This is a genomic window from Mycobacterium paraffinicum (assembly GCF_001907675.1).
Classification (GTDB): domain Bacteria; phylum Actinomycetota; class Actinomycetes; order Mycobacteriales; family Mycobacteriaceae; genus Mycobacterium; species Mycobacterium paraffinicum_A.
Genome location: NZ_MPNT01000001.1, coordinates 252,092 through 269,653, shown reverse-complemented (window position 1 = coordinate 269,653; position 17,562 = coordinate 252,092). Strand labels below are relative to the sequence as shown.

Genomic DNA, 17,562 nt, shown 5'->3' with positions numbered 1-17,562 from the left:
CTTCTGTGGGATCCTCACTTGCCGAAATCGGCGCGGCCCCAGACGGGCATATCCAAACTGCTGTACAGCCCTGGTGCCGCGTCGCAGACGGTGGGGATGGCGTTCACGACGCGACCCGCGGTGGCGTCGACGCCGGGTTGGTCGCCGCCGGAAAGGCTCAGGACCACATCCACCTTCGGCGTACCGTCGATGACCACCTGGCTGGTGCGCACATTGATGTCCGGCGTTCCTACGATGACGGGGGCCCACTCGTCGACGACCTTGTCGATCATCGAATAAACGATGCTCATGGTGACCCGTGGTTGACCGCCGACGAAGGCTTCGTGAACGAAGCGAACGGTCGCCACCGTGCCCTCCGGGATAGCGCCGGCCGGACAGACGTAGTCGGCGTCGGCGACCGCGACTTCGCGTCGGGTGCGGATGTCGTCGAACGTCGTGCCGAGCGTCTTGGCCACCGCCAAGAACGGTCCCAAGAATCCGCCGGTGCCCACGCTCTCGACCATCGCGGGCTGGTCGGGTGGCCTGCCGAACCCGAGATAGTTGAACACCATCGGATCCTGGTAGGTCGCCATGAAGACGCGCTCGGAGAGAGTGATCGACTTGATCGCATGTGAGACGCTGCCGCAGGCGATGATGAACGCATCGGTGGTGTACCCAGGTGCGATGCCGCTGCAGAAGAACGAAGAGTTACCTGCCTTGCAGCCGTCCTCGAGGCGGTCGGTGATCTCGCTTGGCATTTGGGGTGGATAGGAGAGCGCAGGCATCGTCGAGGTGACGATGTTCTTACCGGACGCGAGTATGGCCGCCATCTCGTCGATGACTTGGCTCTCCTCGCGCCCAAAGTCCGTCGCGAAGTACGCCACGCAGTCTGCGTCGCAGGCGAGAAACTCATCGAAATCAGTTGTCGCGCTCAGCCCGACGGGATTGACGCCGACGAGTTCTCCTGAATCGCGGCCCGCCTTCTCCGGCGTGTGTACCAGATGCGCGACCAACTCGAGGTCGGGGCGGGCGATCACCTCCCGCAGGGCTTGCGCGCCGGTGTCACCCGTGCCGTAGTGCGCGACGCGGTAGGTCTTCGGGCTCATGACCGTTGCGATCCCGCGCGCCGGGTGGCGTAGAACGGCAGATCAACCGGTGACAGGTGCCCCGGCCGAGCGGCGACGACCGCCGGGATCGCGTTGGTCGCAGCCAGCGCGGTCATCGGAAGGCCGGACGTGATGCCGTCTTCCATCGGATCGGGCATCAAGAGTGCTCGATACGTCGGGCGTCCTTCCACCGTGTAGGCGATCGCACCGTCGATGCCCGCAGGAAGCCGGGGCCAGTGATCGGGAACCTTCGCATCGCGGGTGATCTGCGCGATGTATTCGATCGAGACCACTGGCTTGTCCGCCACGACGCCGGCAAGCCGCCAGTAGTACCCACAGACGGTGCCGGCCGGGTAGGTGCCGACCATCGTGGTGACGATGTCGACGGGCGTGGCCGCCGTCTCCCAATCCAGCCTGATGCCGTCGAGCTTGATGCCCAACAGGTCCGCAATGAAATGGATCTCCGGTGTCCACCGAACCTCGACCGTGCCGTCGGTGACCCGTGGTGGTGCGGTGCCGTCGGGCTTGCCGAAACCCATCGAATCGCGCAGCACGGACTCCAGCGGGTAATCGTTTGCGAGATCGGGGGTGAACTGTTGCTCCTTGTATCCGGTCACCTCACCGGACATGGAGAGCAGCGCCGCCGGCACGTTCATGCTCATCGCTCCGGGCTCGCTCCCCGTGGCGTACAGCGACGTTCCGCCTGCTTCGCAGGCCGACTCGATGACTTCCTTGAAGTCAGCCGGGGTCGCACCTGGATAGCTGATCTCCACTACGGCGAAGGTCACCACGTTGGTGCCCGCGCGCAGGAACTTCGCCATCTCCTCGACGGCCTCGAGCTCGCGACCGACGGCGTTGCCGGCATAGCAAAGGCAATCAGCCTTCAGCTCCACCACAGCGTCAAGATCGCCTGTGGCGAGGACCCCGGTGGTAGGGAGCCCGCAGAGCTCGCCGGCATCTTTACCGACCTTTTCCGGTGTGCTGACGTACTGGCCGACGAGTTCGAGTGCTGGATCCTCGATGATGGCGCGGAGCGCCTCCCGACCTGTGACCCCGGTACCGCAGTGAACGACCCGTAGCGTCACTGTGTGCCGCCCGCTGCCTGCGAAGCGGCATAGACTTCCGCGGCGCTTCCGCCGATGCCGTCGGGGTAGAACTGCTTGGCCCACTGGCGAATTGCGGTGAACCCCGCATGTTCCGCGGTCGCCAACGCGGGCGGGTCCGAGTAGCGCTGGTGCTGCCAGATGACGATGTCCTGCTCGAATTGCCTAATCACCTCTTGGCCGAAGACCTGCGCATCGGCTTCGGAGTAGGCATCGTCATCTCGACCGATGTATGCGGTGAATCGGACGTCGCTGGTGCAGTCATCGACTGGAGTGATCCCCTGGACCGTGCGGCCTTCAAGCAGGCCGTAACTCTTGGTGACCGTGACCCCAAGGCCGCCGTTGATGGCTTCCACGCAGCTTTCGGCAACTTCGGTTTCTGCGTCGTCGCTGTCTGCCCCGCCGAAGGCGAACGCGAGCCTGAAGTCGACGAAGGAGACCGGTTCGGCGAAGTCGTGCCGCGTGAAGACTGCCTCGGGAGTGCCATGCACATACTTGAAGTGGGCGAAGTCAACGCCGTTTTCCTGCACGTATTGCGGATGTATTTCCAGTCGCTCGCGGTACAACCTGCGCGGTCGGTGGAATTCGTCGGGGTTGCGACCGTCGTTGAAGTCGGCGAACACGTCGGGCACGTCGAAATACGGTTCCCGACCCGCTACGTCGTGCCAGACGTAGACCGACTCGTTGCGCTCCACCACCGGATAGGTGCGAATCCGCCTGCCTCGATTCGGGCGATTCTGGTAGGGGATACAGACGTTGCGGCCCTCCTGGCTCCATTGCCAGCCATGAAACCCGCACTGCAACACCTCGCCGACGACTCTTCCACCGAAACCAAGGTGTGCGCCGAGGTGTTCGCAGAAGGCGTTCATGACCGTCAATCGGCCGGACTCGGCCCGCCAGGCGATCAATTCTTCGCCGAAGTACGTCATCCTGTGGACGTCGCCAACGCCGATCTCATCGGACCAGCCAACCTGGAACCAGCCCGTGGGCTTCATCGACAACGGCGGTTTGGGCATGCGAAAAAGGCTAGCCGAGTGCACTCGGCATTTTCTAGTGGTTCTAGAAATCCGCCTCTGGCCGCGGTGGGCCAGCAGCCCATGATGTGATCGGGTCAAGGTTTGCCCGTGCGCTGGGGTAGTGCGTCAGTCTTGGATGCCGGAGAGTTCTTTCTGAATAGCGACCACATCGACGACCGACGAGCCTGACTTCGTACCCTTGTGATGGCTGAGCGCCTGAATAGATACGTCGTGGCCCTCTGCGGCCGTGCGCAGAGCACCGACGGTCGCCTGGTCTCTGTTGATGTGGGCGAACGGGTCGAAGGAATACCAGCGCATCGCATTCTCGTGGGTCAACTTGTCGATCTCGTCGTCTGGCACATTGTTCTCCGACAGCACGGCCCACAGCTCTTCCGGCGCGCCGGGCCACATCGAGTCGCTATGCGGATAGTCGGCTTCCCAGCAGACATTGTCGATGCCGATCATGTTGCGCAGCGTGACGCCGACCTTATCGCTGATGAAGCAGGTGAGAAAGTGCTCGCGGAACACCTCGCTGGGCAGCTTGCCCTTGAAGTCCTGGTGCGTCCACGCCGAGTGCATTTCATAGGTGCGGTCGGCACGCTCGAGGAAGTAAGGAATCCACCCGGTGCCTCCCTCAGACAGGGCGATCCTCAAATCCGGGTATTGCTTGATCGGCTTGGACCACAACAGATCCGCCGCAGCTTGGACAATGTTCATCGGCTGAAGGGTGATCATCACGTCCAGTGGTGCATCGGGTGCCGTGATCGCGAGCCGGCCCGAGGAGCCGATGTGGATGTTCATCACAGTGTTGGTGTCGCACAACGCATCCCACAGTGGCATCCAGTAATCGTCGTGGAAGCTCGGGTAGCCCATCGCGGCCGGGTTCTCGGTGAAGGTCAGTGCGTGCACGCCCTTCTTCGCGACCCGCCGCACCTCTTTGGCGCACTCCTCGGCGTCCCAGATCACCGGGATTGCCATTGGGATGAATCGTGCCGGATAGGCGCCACACCATTCCTCGATGTGCCAGTCGTTATAGGCCTGCACAAGCGCGATCGAGAAGTCGCGGTCTTCAGTGGCGAACAGCCGCCCGGCGAAGCCGGGGAAAGAGGGGAAGCAGATCGAGGCAAGGATGCCGCCGGCGTTCATGTCCTTGACGCGCTCGTCGACGTTGTAACAGCCAGGCCGGATCTCGTCGAGGCCCTGGGGTTCCAGCCCGTACTCCTCTTTGGGACGACCCGCTACCGCGTTCAGCGCGACGTTGGGGATGACGGTGTCACGGAACTTCCAGACGTCGGAGCCGTCCGGGTTGTGCACCAGCCGCGGCGCGTCATCGGCATACCGTTGTGGCAGATGATTCTTGAACATGTCCGGTGGCTCGACGGTGTGGTCATCGACACTGATCAAGATCATGTCTTCTTTTTTCATGGACCGTTCCCCTCTGTCGCTGGTTTAACCGTTCGCTTAATGTCGAAAGTGATCTCATCAACTAGTTCGACACGTTCGGCCTCTTGTGTTCGAGGCCAGGATGATGACACGCCCCGCTCGAAGCTGGCGACGCTGCGACCGAGAACGGCGCACGTCGACCGCCCACGAGCGTCACGACCGATGATCGGTGCCCACGCGCCGAAAGACGTTTGGAGCTCGGTGCCAATTGCCCTATGAGTTATTGGAATTCGCCAAGCTGAATTGCAATCAGTCAGTCCGGACATCGGAAGTCAGTCTGCGGCAGTCATGTCTGGGCGTCCGCCAAATCGGCTGGTTCGATGGCTGCGTCGCGGCGAGTTAGCCGCACGTCGAGTTTTGCGAGTCCCCGCAGGGTGGGATTCGTGCGCCAGTTGGGAGCGCCCAGGATGTCGATGCGATCAACATGATTGACGATCTCGCGCAGCACGGTGTGGCCTTCCAACCGGGCCAGATGGGCGCCCAGGCACAGGTGGATTCCCGAGCCGAACGCGACGTGGCCGGTGGGATTGCGTTCCACTCGAAACTCGTCGGGATCCTCGAACTGACGGGGGTCGCGGTTGGCCGCCCCCCAGAGCAGCAACACGCGCGACCCGGCGGGGATCGTCGCTCTACCCACAACGTAGTCGGAACGCGCTGTGCGGTATAGGCCTTGGATTGGTGAAAAGTAGCGCAGCTGCTCTTCTATGGCGCTGCCGACCAGCTCTGGGCGCTGTTGCAGGAGCCGCAGCTGGTCGGGGTTTTCGGACAACGTGAGAAACAGTGTGCCGAGCATGTTCGTGGTGGTCTCGTTGCCGGCGAGAAGCAGCAAGAAGGCAAAGAAGAACAATTCGTCGTTGCTGAGTTTGCCGTCGTGGTTGTTCGCCACCAGTCTGCCCAAGACGGTGTGGTCGTCGAGCAACTCTCCCTGGCTCAGCTTCCTGGTGAAGTACGCATGAAAGTGGCCAATCGCTCGGACCCCCGCTACCCCCTGCCGCAGCCCGGACGGCGACATATTCGCGTTGGCCAAGCGAACAGTCTCATTGGACCATTCTTTGAAGGCGGCGAGGTCGTCGTCGGCGATGCCGAGGATGTGCGCAATCACGGCCGTGGGCAGTGGCTCGGCGAGTATCTGTACGACGTCTACCGACGAGCCGGTGAACAGAGGGGCCGTGTGGTCGACGCAAAGCTTCGCAACCGTCTCTTGCCACGACTGCAGGGCCCCGCGGGTGAAGGCCGGTTGGGCCTGCTTGCGCATTGCGGTGTGCCGCGGCGGATCCACCGTCAATAGAGCGTCCGCACGCATCCGGCTGTAAGCGATGCCATCCGCACTGGACAGCACGTCGCTGGCCCGGGCACCAGCGCGCACGTCCTCGTATCGGCTCAGGATGAAGATGTCGCGTCTCGGATTGTAGTGAACAGGTCCGCCCGCCAGGAGGTTCCGATAGTGGGGATAGGGGTCTGCGGCCATCCCCCGATCAAGTGGATCGAAGTCGGTGATCTCAACACCAGCCGGCGGTGGTTTCCTGCGCACCTTGCGAGCGATTATGTGCGCCGCGTCGTCGGCGAATCCGACTGCCAGGCTTGGCGCGTACATCTTGAGGAACCGCATCTGGGACCGGACCGGCACATGGTGAGTGTAGATCCGCACGCGGGCAGTTGTAAAACATGATTAGAAAACAAGTCGGGACGCACCACAAGCATTTTCTCTAGGGCGGTCCTAATCCGGATATGGCTAGGACCTTGACGGGCGGGCCGTAGCAGCGGCTAACCTTGGGCTTTCTAGTAGTATTAGAAAACTGCGCCTGCGGTCATGCGTCTCGGGGTGCAGACGTTCGTTGTCAGCGGCACGTAGAAAGATTCGGCTACCGGCACAAGGAGGTTCCGTGGTTCATCTGCCCATGACGGGAATCAAGGTGTTGGAGGTGGCCCAGTTCACTTTCACGCCGGCGGCCGGCGCCGTGTTGACGGAGTGGGGCGCCGACGTCATCAAGGTCGAACATGCCGAGACGGGGGACGCCCAACGCGGTCTTCGCATCGGCCCCTACGCCCCGGCGGAGGGTTCATTCGCGCCAATCATGGACCATCCCAATCGGGGGAAGCGCAGCATCGGCCTGGCGATAGACACGCCAGCCGGCCACGAAGTGCTCATGGATCTCGCCCGCACGGCAGATGTTTTCCTCACCAATTTCCTCCCGGATGCGCGTCGTCGGCTGAAAATCGATGTCGACGACTTGCGGGAGGTGAATCCCAACATCATCTACGTTCGCGGCAGCGCAAACGGTCAGCGAGGTCCCGATGCAGAGAGTGGCGGCTTCGACGGCACAACGTTTTGGTGTCGCGGCGGCAGCGCGTGGAGTGCCACGCCGCCCGACTGCCCCCGCCCAATTTCGATGCCGGGAGGTGCGTACGGCGACACCATAGGCGGAATGACCATTGCTGGCGGAATAGCAGCCGCATTATTTGCCCGCGAGGCGACCGGCGAGCCATCCGTGGTCGACGTGTCACTGCTGGGGGTCGGGCTGTGGTCTATGGCGTTGAATGTGTCGAATGCCTTGATGACCGGAACGAATATCGAACCCCCGCCGCTGAACGCACCGGTTGCTGCCGTGGCCAACCCGTTCGTCGGATTGCTGCGCACGTCGGACGATCGCTGGCTCTCCTTGGCAATCCTGCAACCGGGGCGGTACTTCGCCGACACTTGCAAACACCTCGGCCTCGACCATTTGCTCGAGGATCAGCGTTTCGCGACGGCCGAGGGGATTATGGAGCATACGAAAGAAATTGCGGACGAAGTCGCGCGGGCGATTGCGGCCCAGCCTCTGTCCTACTGGATGAAGCGACTGCAAACGCTGGAGGGCCAGTGGGCCGCACTGCAGAATCAGCTAGAGGTCGGCGCTGATCCGCAGGTGCTGGCCAACGGCTACCTCGTCGATGTCGTCGACGCCGAGGGAACCAGTCGCCAACTGGTGGCCAATCCTGTTCAATTCGACGAACGTCCGCCGTCGAGCGCGCGCGGCCCACTCTTCGCCGAGCATACTGACGATATTCTTCGGGAGCTCGGCAAGACCGAGGGCGAACTGATCCAGCTCAAAGTGGAGGGCGCCTGTACGTAACGAGCGTGCAGGCCTCACTGGACGTCTGCTCCGAAGAGTCCTTCAGGGAAGCAAGCGCCTTCGAACGCCGTCGATGACGCGAGCCAATCCGTACTCGAACAGGTCGTCGCTATCGAACGCCCCATCGGCGCCCGACACGCTGAAATAAGTGGCTTCTCCGCTCTCCGGATTTCGCGTCGAGTTGTCGAACCACAGCTGACCGGTCATGAAGGCGGCCACGGTCGCGTAGGCCAGCATCACTTCTTGGACGTCAGCACCCGTTTCTGAAATTATCTTCACGCCCGTCTCGAACAGACGTTGGTATGCGGCGCGGGGCTTTCCGGCTTCGAACGTCTCCGGCAGCATCAGGCGGATGCGTCGCAGCTCGCTTCGCACTGAGCGCTCAAAGGTGCGAAGCCGAAGATCCCATGGGCCCGGTGGCGGCTCTTTGACCCGGTCCAGAGCCGCGTCAACTACCAAAGCAACTAGTGCTTCCCTACTGGGAATGTAATGGTAGAGCGCGGCCGCGGTCACGCCGAGGCTCTCGGCAAGCAGGCTCATGGTCAGCTGGCCAACGCCGACCCGCCCTGCCTGTTTGGTGGCCATCTCTAGGATTTCCTCGAGGCTGATGACCGGGGGACGCCCCAGGGACGCGGGCTGTTGTGGTGAGCCACGTTTGCGGGTTGCTCGCGCCATGCTGGGATCAGCACCTCCTGATCGAATCGCCAAACTTCGCACAATATCTAACGACAACAAAGTATCGTCGAACCGCAATAAGTATCGCACGTCAGAGCGCTTCCGCGCGGGACGCATCTGGAGCGGAAACGCCCGGATGGAGCTGCGGCCGCGGTGACGACCGGGGCCTCCCTTGACTTTTCTAGTTGACTTAGGAAAAGTGTCGGTCGACGTTGTTTCCGAAAGATGACAGGAGAAGTGATGCGTCTTAAAGGCAAGGTCGCATTCATCACCGGCGCCGCGCGGGGGCAAGGGCGCGCACACGCGATCCGGCTTGCCGAAGAGGGCGCGGAGATCATCGCCGTCGACATCTGTGAACCTGTACCCAGCGTGCCCTATCCGATGGCATCGAAAGAGGATCTCGAGCAGACGGTCAAGGAGGTCGAGAGCCGGGGAGGTCGCATCGTCGCTCGCGTCGGCGACGTCCGATCGCGGGAACAATTGGCTGCGGCGCTGAGGGCGGGCCTCGACGAGTTTGGTCGGCTCGACATCGTCTGCGCCAATGCGGGTGTCCAGTCGATGTATGACGAGTACCTTGGCCAGTCATGGATCGACGGCGTCGATATCGACCTCGTGGGCGTGCACCACACGATGGCGGTCACTTTCCCCCACCTTGGGGAGAATGCGTCGATCATCATTACGGGATCGACGGCCGGCATGATCCCGGGGCTGGTAGACAACCCGGCGCTCGGCTTCGGCGGAGCGGCCTATTCGTGGTCGAAGCAGATCCTGGCCCGATACACCGAGGTGGTGGCGCTGCACTTAGCCCCCAAGTTCATTCGGATCAACTGCATCCACCCGACCAACTGCGACACCCAGCTGCTCAATCACGAAACCGTGTACAAGGCGTTCCGGCCGGACATGGAAAACCCGACCAAGGAGGACGCGATCCCCGCTTTCACCATGATGCAGGCTATGCCGATCCCTTTCATACAGCCCGAGGATATGTCGAAGCTGGTCGTGTTCCTCGCCAGCGATGACTCTCGATTCATCACCGGTCAGAACATTCGCGTCGACGCCGGGTCGATGTTGAAGTCGGGCCGTCCCATCGGCACATAACGCTGGAGGTGCCGCGTGCTGGTGATCCTCGGCAAATCTTGGCACGCGCAGTGTCGACGTGTGAAGTTCAGGGGGTAGGGGCCGATGACGCAGCGTTGCGTCAACACGCATCAGGCCAATAGCCGAAATGCCGGCGCTCAAACATGACCATTTCCCACGCAGGCAAGCCGCAGCGAGCATCGCCTCACATCGTCGCCGGTGCGAGACGTGCGGCATCTCGCGCGGGCGGCATTCCGATGCGAAGCGCGGCGACGACTGGTCGCGGTTTGCAGTTGCTCGTTGACGTGCTGCGCTACTCGGTGACCGATGCGCTGTCGCTCAAGTTTCCGTTTGGCGAGGCGGTCGTACAGGCTTGGACTCTGTTCAAGGTGACAGCGGTACCCGCGCTTCTGATGGCCATCCCGTTCGGCGCGTTGGTAACGGTCGTGACGTCCGGCTTGGTGAACCAGCTAGGGGCGACGTCGTTGCTGGGCGCTGCGAGCGGGGTGGGCGTCATTCGGCAAGGCGCACCTATCACGGCGGGCTTGTTGATGGGCGGGGCCGCGGCGTCGGCGATTGCCTCAGACCTGGGGGCACGAGAGATTCGTGAAGAACTCGACGCGATGAGGGTGCTGGGGATCGATCCCGCGCGCCGTTTGGTAATGCCGCGCTTCTGGGCGTTGATGGCGATCGCTCCAGTTTTGGGGATTCTGATCATGGTGTCGGGGACGGCGACCGCGTTCATCATGTCGGTGAACTTTACCCAGGTGACCCCAGGTGGCTTCTGGCTGTCATTCGGATCGTTCGCGAAGATGGTCGATGTTTATTTTGCCATCAGCAAGACCCTCGTCTTCGCCGCGATTGTTGTCACGGTTTCTTCGCTCCGGGGGATGGAGGCTAAAGGCGGTCCGCGGGGTGTCGCCGACGCTGTGAATTCATCGGTTGTTCTGAACGTAGTCTGCATCGTTTTCGTGAATCTTGCCATAACACAACTCCAGACCATGTTCTTTCCGATGGAAGTGGCATAGTGACGGCCGAGAAAGCCGCGGCGCCTTCGGCGTATTGGGCAACGTCGCTAGTAACAGCGGCGGTGGCGTCGCCGCTTCGAGGTCTTCGGATGATAGGACAAGTGACGTTCTTCATCGGTCAAGCATTGGTGCTGTTGCCGCTGACGGCTCGCAAATATACGAAGGAAACCCTGAAGCAGGTTAATGGTCTTGCGTGGGGGCGCGGTTCAATCATTGTCGACGGTGGTGTCATATCCGTATTGCTCCTCCTCGGTGTCGCACTCGGCGGCTCGCTCGCCATCGAGGCGCTCTCGATTTTGAATCAAATCGGGTTCGGCGCGCTGTCGGGATTGATCTCCGGTGTGGGGTGTGTCAGAGAAATCGCGCCGCTGGTAGGAGGGATCGCGTTTTCGGCACAGACTGGTTGCCGTATGACGGCCGAGATTGGTGCGATGCGAATCGGCGAAGAAATTGAGGCGCTTGAATCGATGGCAGTACGCCCAATACCGTTCGTCGTGGGCACGCGCCTCATCGGCTCAATGACATGCGTAATTCCAGGATATATGCTGACACTGATCGCGACTTTCGTAGTAATGGACACAGTCGTTGTCAGGTTCTATAACCAGCACGCGGGGACCTTCAACCACTACTTCGTAGAGTTTCTGACCCCCCGCGACCTCGCGTACTCGGTAATCAAAGTCGCCGTCTTCTGCGCCGTCGTGACACTGATCCACTGTTACTACGGGTACTTCGCTGCAGGTGGTCCCGAAGGTGTCGGTCGGGCGTCCGGGCGTGCTGTGCGGGCAAGCATGGTCATGCTGATGGTGATGGATTTCACACTCACCGTGCTACTGTGGGGCCTCCAGCCAGTATTCGTGTTCAAGGGCTAGGTGATCCGTTTGCTAATGCATGTATCGGCGGAAACTGAGACACGGAGGCTGACAATTATCGGCGCGGTTGTGGCGGGCGTATTAGCCGTTACGGCGGGGTTGGTGATTGCAGATCCGTTTCGTGGTCAGCCCGCCGATCAGCTTTCTATAGCAATCGACACCCCGTATATCGCCCAGGGCGTCATCGAAGGCACTCCAGTGGTCATGCACGGCGTCGAAATAGGGCGGGTGTCGGGAATTACCAGTGTTCCGGGGGGCCGTATCCGGGTGGTTGCTGATCTTGAAAAGACGCCTGTCGCAGGTTTGACCGACACAATGCAGATTGACTTCCGGCCGATCAACTATTTCGGCGTCAGCGGAATTAATATAGCGCCGGGTGTCGGCGGCCGGGCACTTCATAATGGCGTGCTTATAAGCGCCGTACCGAAGGGTAATTACACGCTGCAAGCGATGCTGACACGTTTTGGTGAACTATCGAACAATGTGATCACACCGCGTTTCGTCAGCGTGGTCGACCGAATCACCAGGTATACAGACGCATTAAATCCGTTCATCGAGACGGTGTTCATCGCCACCAATACACTCGCCGAGGTGCAAACAGTGCCGACAAGACGGCTGCTGGCGAATGCGACTGGTATAAGCGTGACCCTTCCCGGTCTGTTGAATGCTATTACGGATTCAGGCGACGCCGTCACGCATGGAGATAACAACTGGATGCACGAAGGCATGGGCGATCTCAGCGATAGGCAATGGTACAAGGAATGGGGGGTTCCGCACTGGAATGCGATTGTCGACGGAATCTTCGGGTCGGTCGGCAAGGTCGAGTCTTCGCATGTGGGTGACCTGCTGCCGCTGATCAACGGATTTCAATCGATCATAAACACGGCCTCCCCGTTGCTGCGGCCCGAGGGCGTTGGCGACACATTGGTCGAACTTCGTCGCCGCTTCGAAGCTCTCTACGGCGGGACTCCTGAGCAACGAGCCCTCCAGGTTCGGATCGTCCTTGACAAACTTCCCGGTATAGCCGCTCCCATAGACGCCCTGGGGGGGCCATCGTGAAACCCATTGCCGCGGTATGGCGACTCGTCTTGACCGGCGTGGTCGCGGTTGTCTGCCTCATTTTGCTCGCCAGTGCCATCACGCGGCCGGTGGCATCACAGGTGCGCTCCTACACTGCGGAATTCACCGACGTGTCCGGGTTGTACACGGGCGCCGACGTGCGAGTCCGGGGAGTCCCTGCCGGAAAAGTTCAATCCATCGACTTGGAGCGCCACAACGGGCAGAGCGTGGCCGCGGTCAGGTTCACCCTCGACCGCCGCTTTGGATTGGTGTCCGACACGAGGCTCGCCATCAAGTATCAGTCTCTGACGGGCTCGCGGTACGTCGATGTCGTGAACTCGGCGGAGACATACAAGGAAGCGGACCTGGTCCAACACCTACCTGTGGCGATGACTTCGCCGTCTTTCGACGTGACCAGATTGTTCAACGGGCTCCAACCTGTGCTCGCGACTCTCGATCCCGAGGAAGTCAACAGGTTTGCCCAGAATGCCGCGTCTTTTCTGGCCGGTGACGGCGACGGCCTCGGGCCCATGCTGAAGAGCATCCAGAATCTCACCAGGTTCGTGTCCGATCGCCAAGAAGTCATTGCCATGCTGATGCGCAATCTCTCCGTCGTCGCCGACGCAATGGGTGGCAAGTCACAGGACATGGTCCAGATGCTCGAGTGGATCAACCGGCCGCTGGACGGGGTGCTTGACGTGTTGGACGAATTCCGCAAGACCGAGCTATACAGCACCGATTTCTTGAAGCCCCTAACGGCGGTTCTGACCAACATCGGATTCCCGGTGCAGGGCAACAGCGCCGAAAGCTTCATCTATCAGAACCCCGATGTCGCTTTGGACTCCAACGTCACGAACATCAACCAAGGAATGGACCGGTTTTTCGGCAACATCGATCAGTTCATCGATGCGTTCAAGCTCGTGCCGGTCATGTGGGAGACCATCGGACCGCCGGCTGCGCCCAATGAGCCGCTGCCGTGCTCCCGGGGCCGTTTCCAACTTCCAGAACAGATGGATGTCCTGTTGAACGGACAAAGGGTGGTGCTATGCAACCGCTGAAACTGTTGCGAAACCCGACCGCGTGGGGGGCCGGCGCGTTGGTGCTCGCCACCGTGGTGTCGCTCGTCGCCGCTTGGCTTTACATAAGTCCTCCTGGTCAGAAGATGGTGACCTTCTACACCGACGATGCCGCGTCGGTCCACTCGGGCGACGTGGTGCGGATTGCAGGCATCAATGTCGGCAAGGTATCGGATCTGTCGTTGGAACCAGACCGGGTGCGTGTCCGGGCAAAAGTCGACGGTCACGCATTCGTCGGGGATCAATCGCAGGTAGAGGTCCGCATGCTCACCGTCGTGGGCGGCTACTACGTGAACCTCGTGTCGTTGGGCGACAAACCCCTGGGTTCTGAACCAATTCCGCTGGCGCGGGTGAAAATGCCCTACAACTTGATGACTGCGCTCGCGGACACCACCAAGCTCACCGACAATCTCCAGGGTAACCCGCTCAAACAAACACTGGATCAACTCCAAAAAGGGCTCACCGGTGACAACGTAGAGGCTATCTCCTCACTGATCGACGCGGGCAACAGCTTAGTGTCGACAATTCAGAAACAACGTGGTCAGCTCACTGAGATCCTCAAGTTCTCCAACGAGTACGTCAGCGCGTTGAACGGCTACCGGGATGGAATCAGAGTACTTGTTCGCAAGATCTCGATCGCCATTCAAACGCTTGTGATCTACGGGAAGAAATTTGGTGACGGTATAACGGCGTTCGCAGACGTTCTCGGTCAGCTATCTCCCATCGCATATTTTTACCGGGACCATCGCGCCGACTTTATGGAGAAGGTGCGACATTACCTCGAAACCGCGCGAATGTGGGCGGAGCACAACGGTGCTGTAATCCGGTCACTACGGCTAATCGAGAACAAATTCCAGCGAGTGTTCGACGCCGAGAATGCGCCGCCGGACTTGCTGGCCACCGATCTGTGTATGCCGATGCCTGGGAGTCCGTGCTGATGGTATGCCCACTCTCACGCCATATGCGTCGTGTCGCTGCCATCGCGGTGGCCGCCGTCGTGGCGGTGCCCATTGCCAGCTCGTGTAGCTCGTCGAAGTCTACGAGCGTCGACTATTGCGCGATAATGCCCGATGCTGTCGGTCTGTACGCGGGAAATCCGGTTACGCAGATGGGTTACCCGATCGGCACTGTCAAATCGGTCTCGCCGGGAAACTCCGGTATCCGAGTGGAATTCACCGTGACCCAGCCCCGCCAATTTCCCGCAGACGTCAAGGCTGTCATCAGATCGACTTCACTTCTCACCGATCGAACCCTGGAATTGGTCGGGACCCCGGGATCGGCTCCAAAACTTGCCGCCGGCACCTGCATCCCTCTGAACCGTTCCTTTACACCCAAGAGCCTGTCGCAAGTGGTCGCCTCCACCACTAAACTGATCAACTCGATCAGCCCCGATGGTTCGACAAACGTGGCCGACACCGTTCGTGGACTTGATCAGGCATTGCATGCGACGGGCCCGCGATTCAACCAGCTGATGACCAATATGGCAGCTGTCCTCGACAGCCCTGACCAAGCGATTAGTTCGATCGCGTCCGTGATTGCCAATCTCGCTCAACTGACGACATTTGTTAGAGAATTGAGCGGACCGATAAAGGAAATCTTGCTGGATCTGCAAAGGACGCTGCCCAACATCATCAGGGTGGTCAAACCTGTTGGTCAACAGCTTTTTGGCACCCTATACCTTTTCAAGATGGCTTCGGATATCGAAGTCACGCTTGGCGAGCCCATGCAGTCTACTTTTGATGCGACGTCGGTGGCGTTGCGGAAGTTGTCCGCGCACGCCCCCCGGCTGGCCAACCTTCTCAATCCTGTGCCGTGGTGGATCAATACGGCCGCCAATTACTTAAACGCGCACGCGGCTCGCCACGTCATTAGGTATCGGCCTCCCATGTACCGCATCCGGACGCCCGACGGAGTTGGGATGTGCAACATCATGAATGCACGCATGCCCGGTAGCTGCGCCAACGTCCAGGGCACGCCGTATGCCGTCGACGTCGCACTTTTGCAATACGTGCTGACCCAGGCGGCGAATCGATGAACCGCCGGTTGCGTACCGTCGCGGCGGCCGTCGCCACCACCGTAGTGGTGTCCGCCACGTCATCGGCGTGTAGCGCCCTGAATGTGAATTCGTTGCCTCAACCGGGCAAAAGCTACCGGGGCGGATACGAGATCACGCTGCAATTCGAGAATGTGCTCAACCTGCCTGATCGCGCAAAGGTGGTGATGGGTGGTACTGAGGTCGGCACCGTCACCGGTGTCAAGGTCACTAGTCGGCAGGTGGATGTCACGGCGAAGATCGACCCCAGCGTTTCTATCCCGTCAAATATCCACGCCGCCTTGGAACAAGCCACCGTCCTCGGTGACATCTATCTGAGCCTCAGCCCACCTGATGACCAACCGCCGGCACCGCGATTGACGCCCGGCAGCACAATTATGCTGGGGCAGACCACATCTCCGCCGCAACTGGAAGACACGCTGGCGCATCTCGCCGACTTTGTGTCGAGCGGGTCCATCCAGCGGCTGCAGAATACGATCATTGGCGTAAACCGGATAACGCCACCGGAACCCGCGCTTCGCAACCTGGCTTCGCGGGTCTCCGCTGACCTCGGCGATCTGTCGGACAACATCGATGTTGTTGACCGTCTGCTCAACAGCGTGTCCGAAACCGGAACGATCCTGCACGATCGCCTTTCGTCGGCGCAGTATTGGTTTTCCCCCAGGGGAATGCGGGGTTTCGACCGTGCGATGCAGACTTCCAACTACTTAGGGCGGCTCTTCCCATCCGTCGGAAGCGTTTACACAGGCGGATACTGGCTGGTGCCATTCCTGGAGTCAGCCGTTGCGTCGACCGATGCATTACGACGTTCCAAATGGGCCTTCGAGGACGAGTGGCCGGCGTGGCACAAGCTGTTCACCGATACATTCCTACCGGAAGACAAGTACCCGGCGATCAACATCACCTCGATCGTTGGCCCCGACGGTCGTGAACTATCGGGAAATGTGACGGATGTGTTGCGGATTTTGGGTGCGGCGCCGTGAGAAAACGAGATTTCCTCACATTTATTGCATTCGCGGGGATGATCATTCTCGGCGTCGGGTATATCTGGTCGCTCGGTGTCCGAATTGCGCCGCCGTCTAAGCGAACGAACCTCTCCATGCAGGTCGCCGACATCAACGGAATCCTGCTAGATTCCAACGTTCTGCTGCGAGGTGTTCCCGTCGGCAAAGTAACCGGCATCAAGTCATCTTTGAACGATGCGACCATAGATTTCTACATCGACGACCGGTACCAGGTCCCTGTGGATACCGAAGTGCGACTCGAGAGCCTTTCAGCGCTGGGTGAGCCGTACATAGGATTGGTTCCGCGGGTCGAACACGGCCCCATGTTGCGCGACGGTCAGCGCATCGCCACGGAAAGGATCGCCCAAGCACCGTCAATTTCGGAGTTGGCCGTCAGCATCACCCGAGTCTTGAATCAGGCCGATCCACAAGCGCTCAAGCGGGTCGTCGGCGAATTAGACAGCGGACTGCCCGATCCGAGCCTTGTGCTGCCCAATCTTTCGCGCACGGCGTTGTTGCTCAGGAACGTCACTGCGGACATGAACGGCCGCGGTCGTGCTCTGCTCGACAACTTCCAAACGCTGCTGCGGAACGCCAACTGGGTTGGGCCGTTGCTTGCCGACATCAGCCCTGGGTTCCGGACTGTCGGCCTGTCTGCCGGAATTCTTTTCTCAGGTCTGGAAATTGACCGGCCCCTGGGGGGAGTCGCCATCTACGACGAGGTGAATCGTCTGATCGACCGGATCCAGAAGCTCCTGGACGACAACGGCGGTGATATCAAGGTGCTCGGCGAAGCGCTTCTGCCGCACCTTCAGGGCATTGCAGGCTCCCTGATGAACTTCGATACCGGTCAGATGTTGTCCAACGTTCTGGAGTCGGTGCCTGCCGACGGCACCATCACCTTGCACGTCGACGTTCCTTAGGACCGTTGAGACCCCACGTTGAGTAACGAATGAGAGTC

16 protein-coding genes are annotated in these 17,562 nt (G+C 60.5%); 10 read left to right on the top strand and 6 right to left on the bottom strand.

The window, feature by feature from the left end; genetic code table 11:
- Nucleotides 1-14: 14 nt before the first annotated feature.
- From BRW65_RS01270 to BRW65_RS01250, 5 genes are all read right to left on the bottom strand, one after another.
- Complete coding sequence (locus BRW65_RS01270; protein WP_073870288.1) at nt 15-1,085, bottom strand: NAD(P)H-dependent amine dehydrogenase family protein; 1,071 nt, start codon at nt 1,083-1,085, stop codon at nt 15-17.
- A complete protein-coding gene (locus BRW65_RS01265; RefSeq protein WP_073870285.1) occupies nt 1,082-2,170 on the bottom strand; it encodes a hypothetical protein in 1,089 nt (362 codons plus the stop codon). Before BRW65_RS01265 ends, BRW65_RS01270 begins: the two co-directional genes overlap by 4 nt.
- Nucleotides 2,167-3,204 carry a Rieske 2Fe-2S domain-containing protein gene (locus BRW65_RS01260; RefSeq protein WP_073870282.1) on the bottom strand — a complete coding sequence of 346 codons (1,038 nt, stop codon included), beginning with the start codon at nt 3,202-3,204 and terminating at the stop codon, nt 2,167-2,169. Before BRW65_RS01260 ends, BRW65_RS01265 begins: the two co-directional genes overlap by 4 nt.
- A gap of 126 nt (nt 3,205-3,330) precedes the next feature.
- The gene (locus tag BRW65_RS01255; RefSeq protein ID WP_073870279.1) at nt 3,331-4,629 is read right to left on the bottom strand and encodes an amidohydrolase family protein; all 1,299 of its coding nucleotides are present in this window, start codon (nt 4,627-4,629) and stop codon (nt 3,331-3,333) included.
- A 304-nt stretch (nt 4,630-4,933) separates the two neighbouring features.
- Nucleotides 4,934-6,256, bottom strand: a complete 1,323-nt coding sequence (locus tag BRW65_RS01250) for a cytochrome P450 (RefSeq protein ID WP_244167947.1) — start codon at nt 6,254-6,256, stop codon at nt 4,934-4,936.
- Nucleotides 6,257-6,530: 274 nt separating this feature from the next.
- Here BRW65_RS01250 and BRW65_RS01245 point away from each other — a divergent pair, with 274 nt between their 5' ends.
- Nucleotides 6,531-7,760 carry a CaiB/BaiF CoA transferase family protein gene (locus BRW65_RS01245; protein ID WP_347876608.1) on the top strand — a complete coding sequence of 410 codons (1,230 nt, stop codon included), beginning with the start codon at nt 6,531-6,533 and terminating at the stop codon, nt 7,758-7,760.
- A 42-nt stretch (nt 7,761-7,802) separates the two neighbouring features.
- On the opposite strand, the gene BRW65_RS01240 is transcribed toward BRW65_RS01245, so the two are convergent.
- A complete protein-coding gene (locus BRW65_RS01240) occupies nt 7,803-8,345 on the bottom strand; it encodes a TetR/AcrR family transcriptional regulator (protein WP_073870276.1) in 543 nt (180 codons plus the stop codon).
- Between the two features lie 315 nt (nt 8,346-8,660).
- Between BRW65_RS01240 and BRW65_RS01235 the strand changes: the two genes are divergently transcribed.
- The 9 genes from BRW65_RS01235 (at nt 8,661) to BRW65_RS01195 (ending at nt 17,524) form a co-directional block, all read left to right on the top strand.
- A complete protein-coding gene (locus tag BRW65_RS01235; RefSeq protein WP_208611735.1) occupies nt 8,661-9,533 on the top strand; it encodes a mycofactocin-coupled SDR family oxidoreductase in 873 nt (290 codons plus the stop codon).
- A 143-nt stretch (nt 9,534-9,676) separates the two neighbouring features.
- Entirely contained in the window at nt 9,677-10,540 is an 864-nt protein-coding gene (locus BRW65_RS01230; RefSeq protein WP_073870272.1) for an ABC transporter permease, read from the top strand.
- An 89-nt stretch (nt 10,541-10,629) separates the two neighbouring features.
- Nucleotides 10,630-11,409: an ABC transporter permease gene (locus BRW65_RS01225; RefSeq protein ID WP_073870269.1), complete on the top strand. Its 780-nt coding sequence runs from the start codon at nt 10,630-10,632 to the stop codon at nt 11,407-11,409.
- Nucleotides 11,410-11,424: 15 nt separating this feature from the next.
- Nucleotides 11,425-12,468 carry an MlaD family protein gene (locus BRW65_RS31120; protein WP_073870947.1) on the top strand — a complete coding sequence of 348 codons (1,044 nt, stop codon included), beginning with the start codon at nt 11,425-11,427 and terminating at the stop codon, nt 12,466-12,468.
- Entirely contained in the window at nt 12,462-13,526 is a 1,065-nt protein-coding gene (locus tag BRW65_RS01215) for an MlaD family protein (protein ID WP_073870266.1), read from the top strand. The genes BRW65_RS31120 and BRW65_RS01215 overlap by 7 nt, the downstream gene beginning before the upstream one ends.
- Entirely contained in the window at nt 13,514-14,482 is a 969-nt protein-coding gene (locus BRW65_RS01210; RefSeq protein WP_208611734.1) for an MlaD family protein, read from the top strand. The genes BRW65_RS01215 and BRW65_RS01210 overlap by 13 nt, the downstream gene beginning before the upstream one ends.
- Nucleotides 14,482-15,579 carry an MlaD family protein gene (locus BRW65_RS01205; protein ID WP_084187678.1) on the top strand — a complete coding sequence of 366 codons (1,098 nt, stop codon included), beginning with the start codon at nt 14,482-14,484 and terminating at the stop codon, nt 15,577-15,579. Before BRW65_RS01210 ends, BRW65_RS01205 begins: the two co-directional genes overlap by 1 nt.
- Entirely contained in the window at nt 15,576-16,580 is a 1,005-nt protein-coding gene (locus BRW65_RS01200; RefSeq protein WP_208611733.1) for an MlaD family protein, read from the top strand. Before BRW65_RS01205 ends, BRW65_RS01200 begins: the two co-directional genes overlap by 4 nt.
- A 38-nt stretch (nt 16,581-16,618) precedes the next feature.
- Nucleotides 16,619-17,524 (top strand): MlaD family protein, encoded by a 906-nt coding sequence (locus BRW65_RS01195; protein WP_139272808.1) that lies wholly within the window; start codon nt 16,619-16,621, stop codon nt 17,522-17,524.
- Nucleotides 17,525-17,562: the final 38 nt, after the last annotated feature.

What these genes read in the sequence shown, in the direction of transcription:
- BRW65_RS01230 (WP_073870272.1), top strand. Translation starts at nt 9,677, where the DNA reads ATGACCATTTCCCACGCAGGCAAGCCGCAGCGAGCATCGCCTCACATC.
- BRW65_RS01235 (WP_208611735.1), top strand. Translation starts at nt 8,661, where the DNA reads ATGACAGGAGAAGTGATGCGTCTTAAAGGCAAGGTCGCATTCATCACC.
- BRW65_RS01270 (WP_073870288.1), bottom strand. Translation starts at nt 1,085, where the DNA reads ATGAGCCCGAAGACCTACCGCGTCGCGCACTACGGCACGGGTGACACC.
- BRW65_RS01225 (WP_073870269.1), top strand. Translation starts at nt 10,630, where the DNA reads ATGATAGGACAAGTGACGTTCTTCATCGGTCAAGCATTGGTGCTGTTG.
- BRW65_RS01250 (WP_244167947.1), bottom strand. Translation starts at nt 6,256, where the DNA reads ATGCGGTTCCTCAAGATGTACGCGCCAAGCCTGGCAGTCGGATTCGCC.
- BRW65_RS01240 (WP_073870276.1), bottom strand. Translation starts at nt 8,345, where the DNA reads ATGGCCACCAAACAGGCAGGGCGGGTCGGCGTTGGCCAGCTGACCATG.
- BRW65_RS01205 (WP_084187678.1), top strand. Translation starts at nt 14,482, where the DNA reads ATGGTATGCCCACTCTCACGCCATATGCGTCGTGTCGCTGCCATCGCG.
- BRW65_RS31120 (WP_073870947.1), top strand. Translation starts at nt 11,425, where the DNA reads ATGCATGTATCGGCGGAAACTGAGACACGGAGGCTGACAATTATCGGC.
- BRW65_RS01255 (WP_073870279.1), bottom strand. Translation starts at nt 4,629, where the DNA reads ATGAAAAAAGAAGACATGATCTTGATCAGTGTCGATGACCACACCGTC.
- BRW65_RS01210 (WP_208611734.1), top strand. Translation starts at nt 13,514, where the DNA reads ATGCAACCGCTGAAACTGTTGCGAAACCCGACCGCGTGGGGGGCCGGC.
- BRW65_RS01260 (WP_073870282.1), bottom strand. Translation starts at nt 3,204, where the DNA reads ATGCCCAAACCGCCGTTGTCGATGAAGCCCACGGGCTGGTTCCAGGTT.
- BRW65_RS01200 (WP_208611733.1), top strand. Translation starts at nt 15,576, where the DNA reads ATGAACCGCCGGTTGCGTACCGTCGCGGCGGCCGTCGCCACCACCGTA.
- BRW65_RS01195 (WP_139272808.1), top strand. Translation starts at nt 16,619, where the DNA reads ATGATCATTCTCGGCGTCGGGTATATCTGGTCGCTCGGTGTCCGAATT.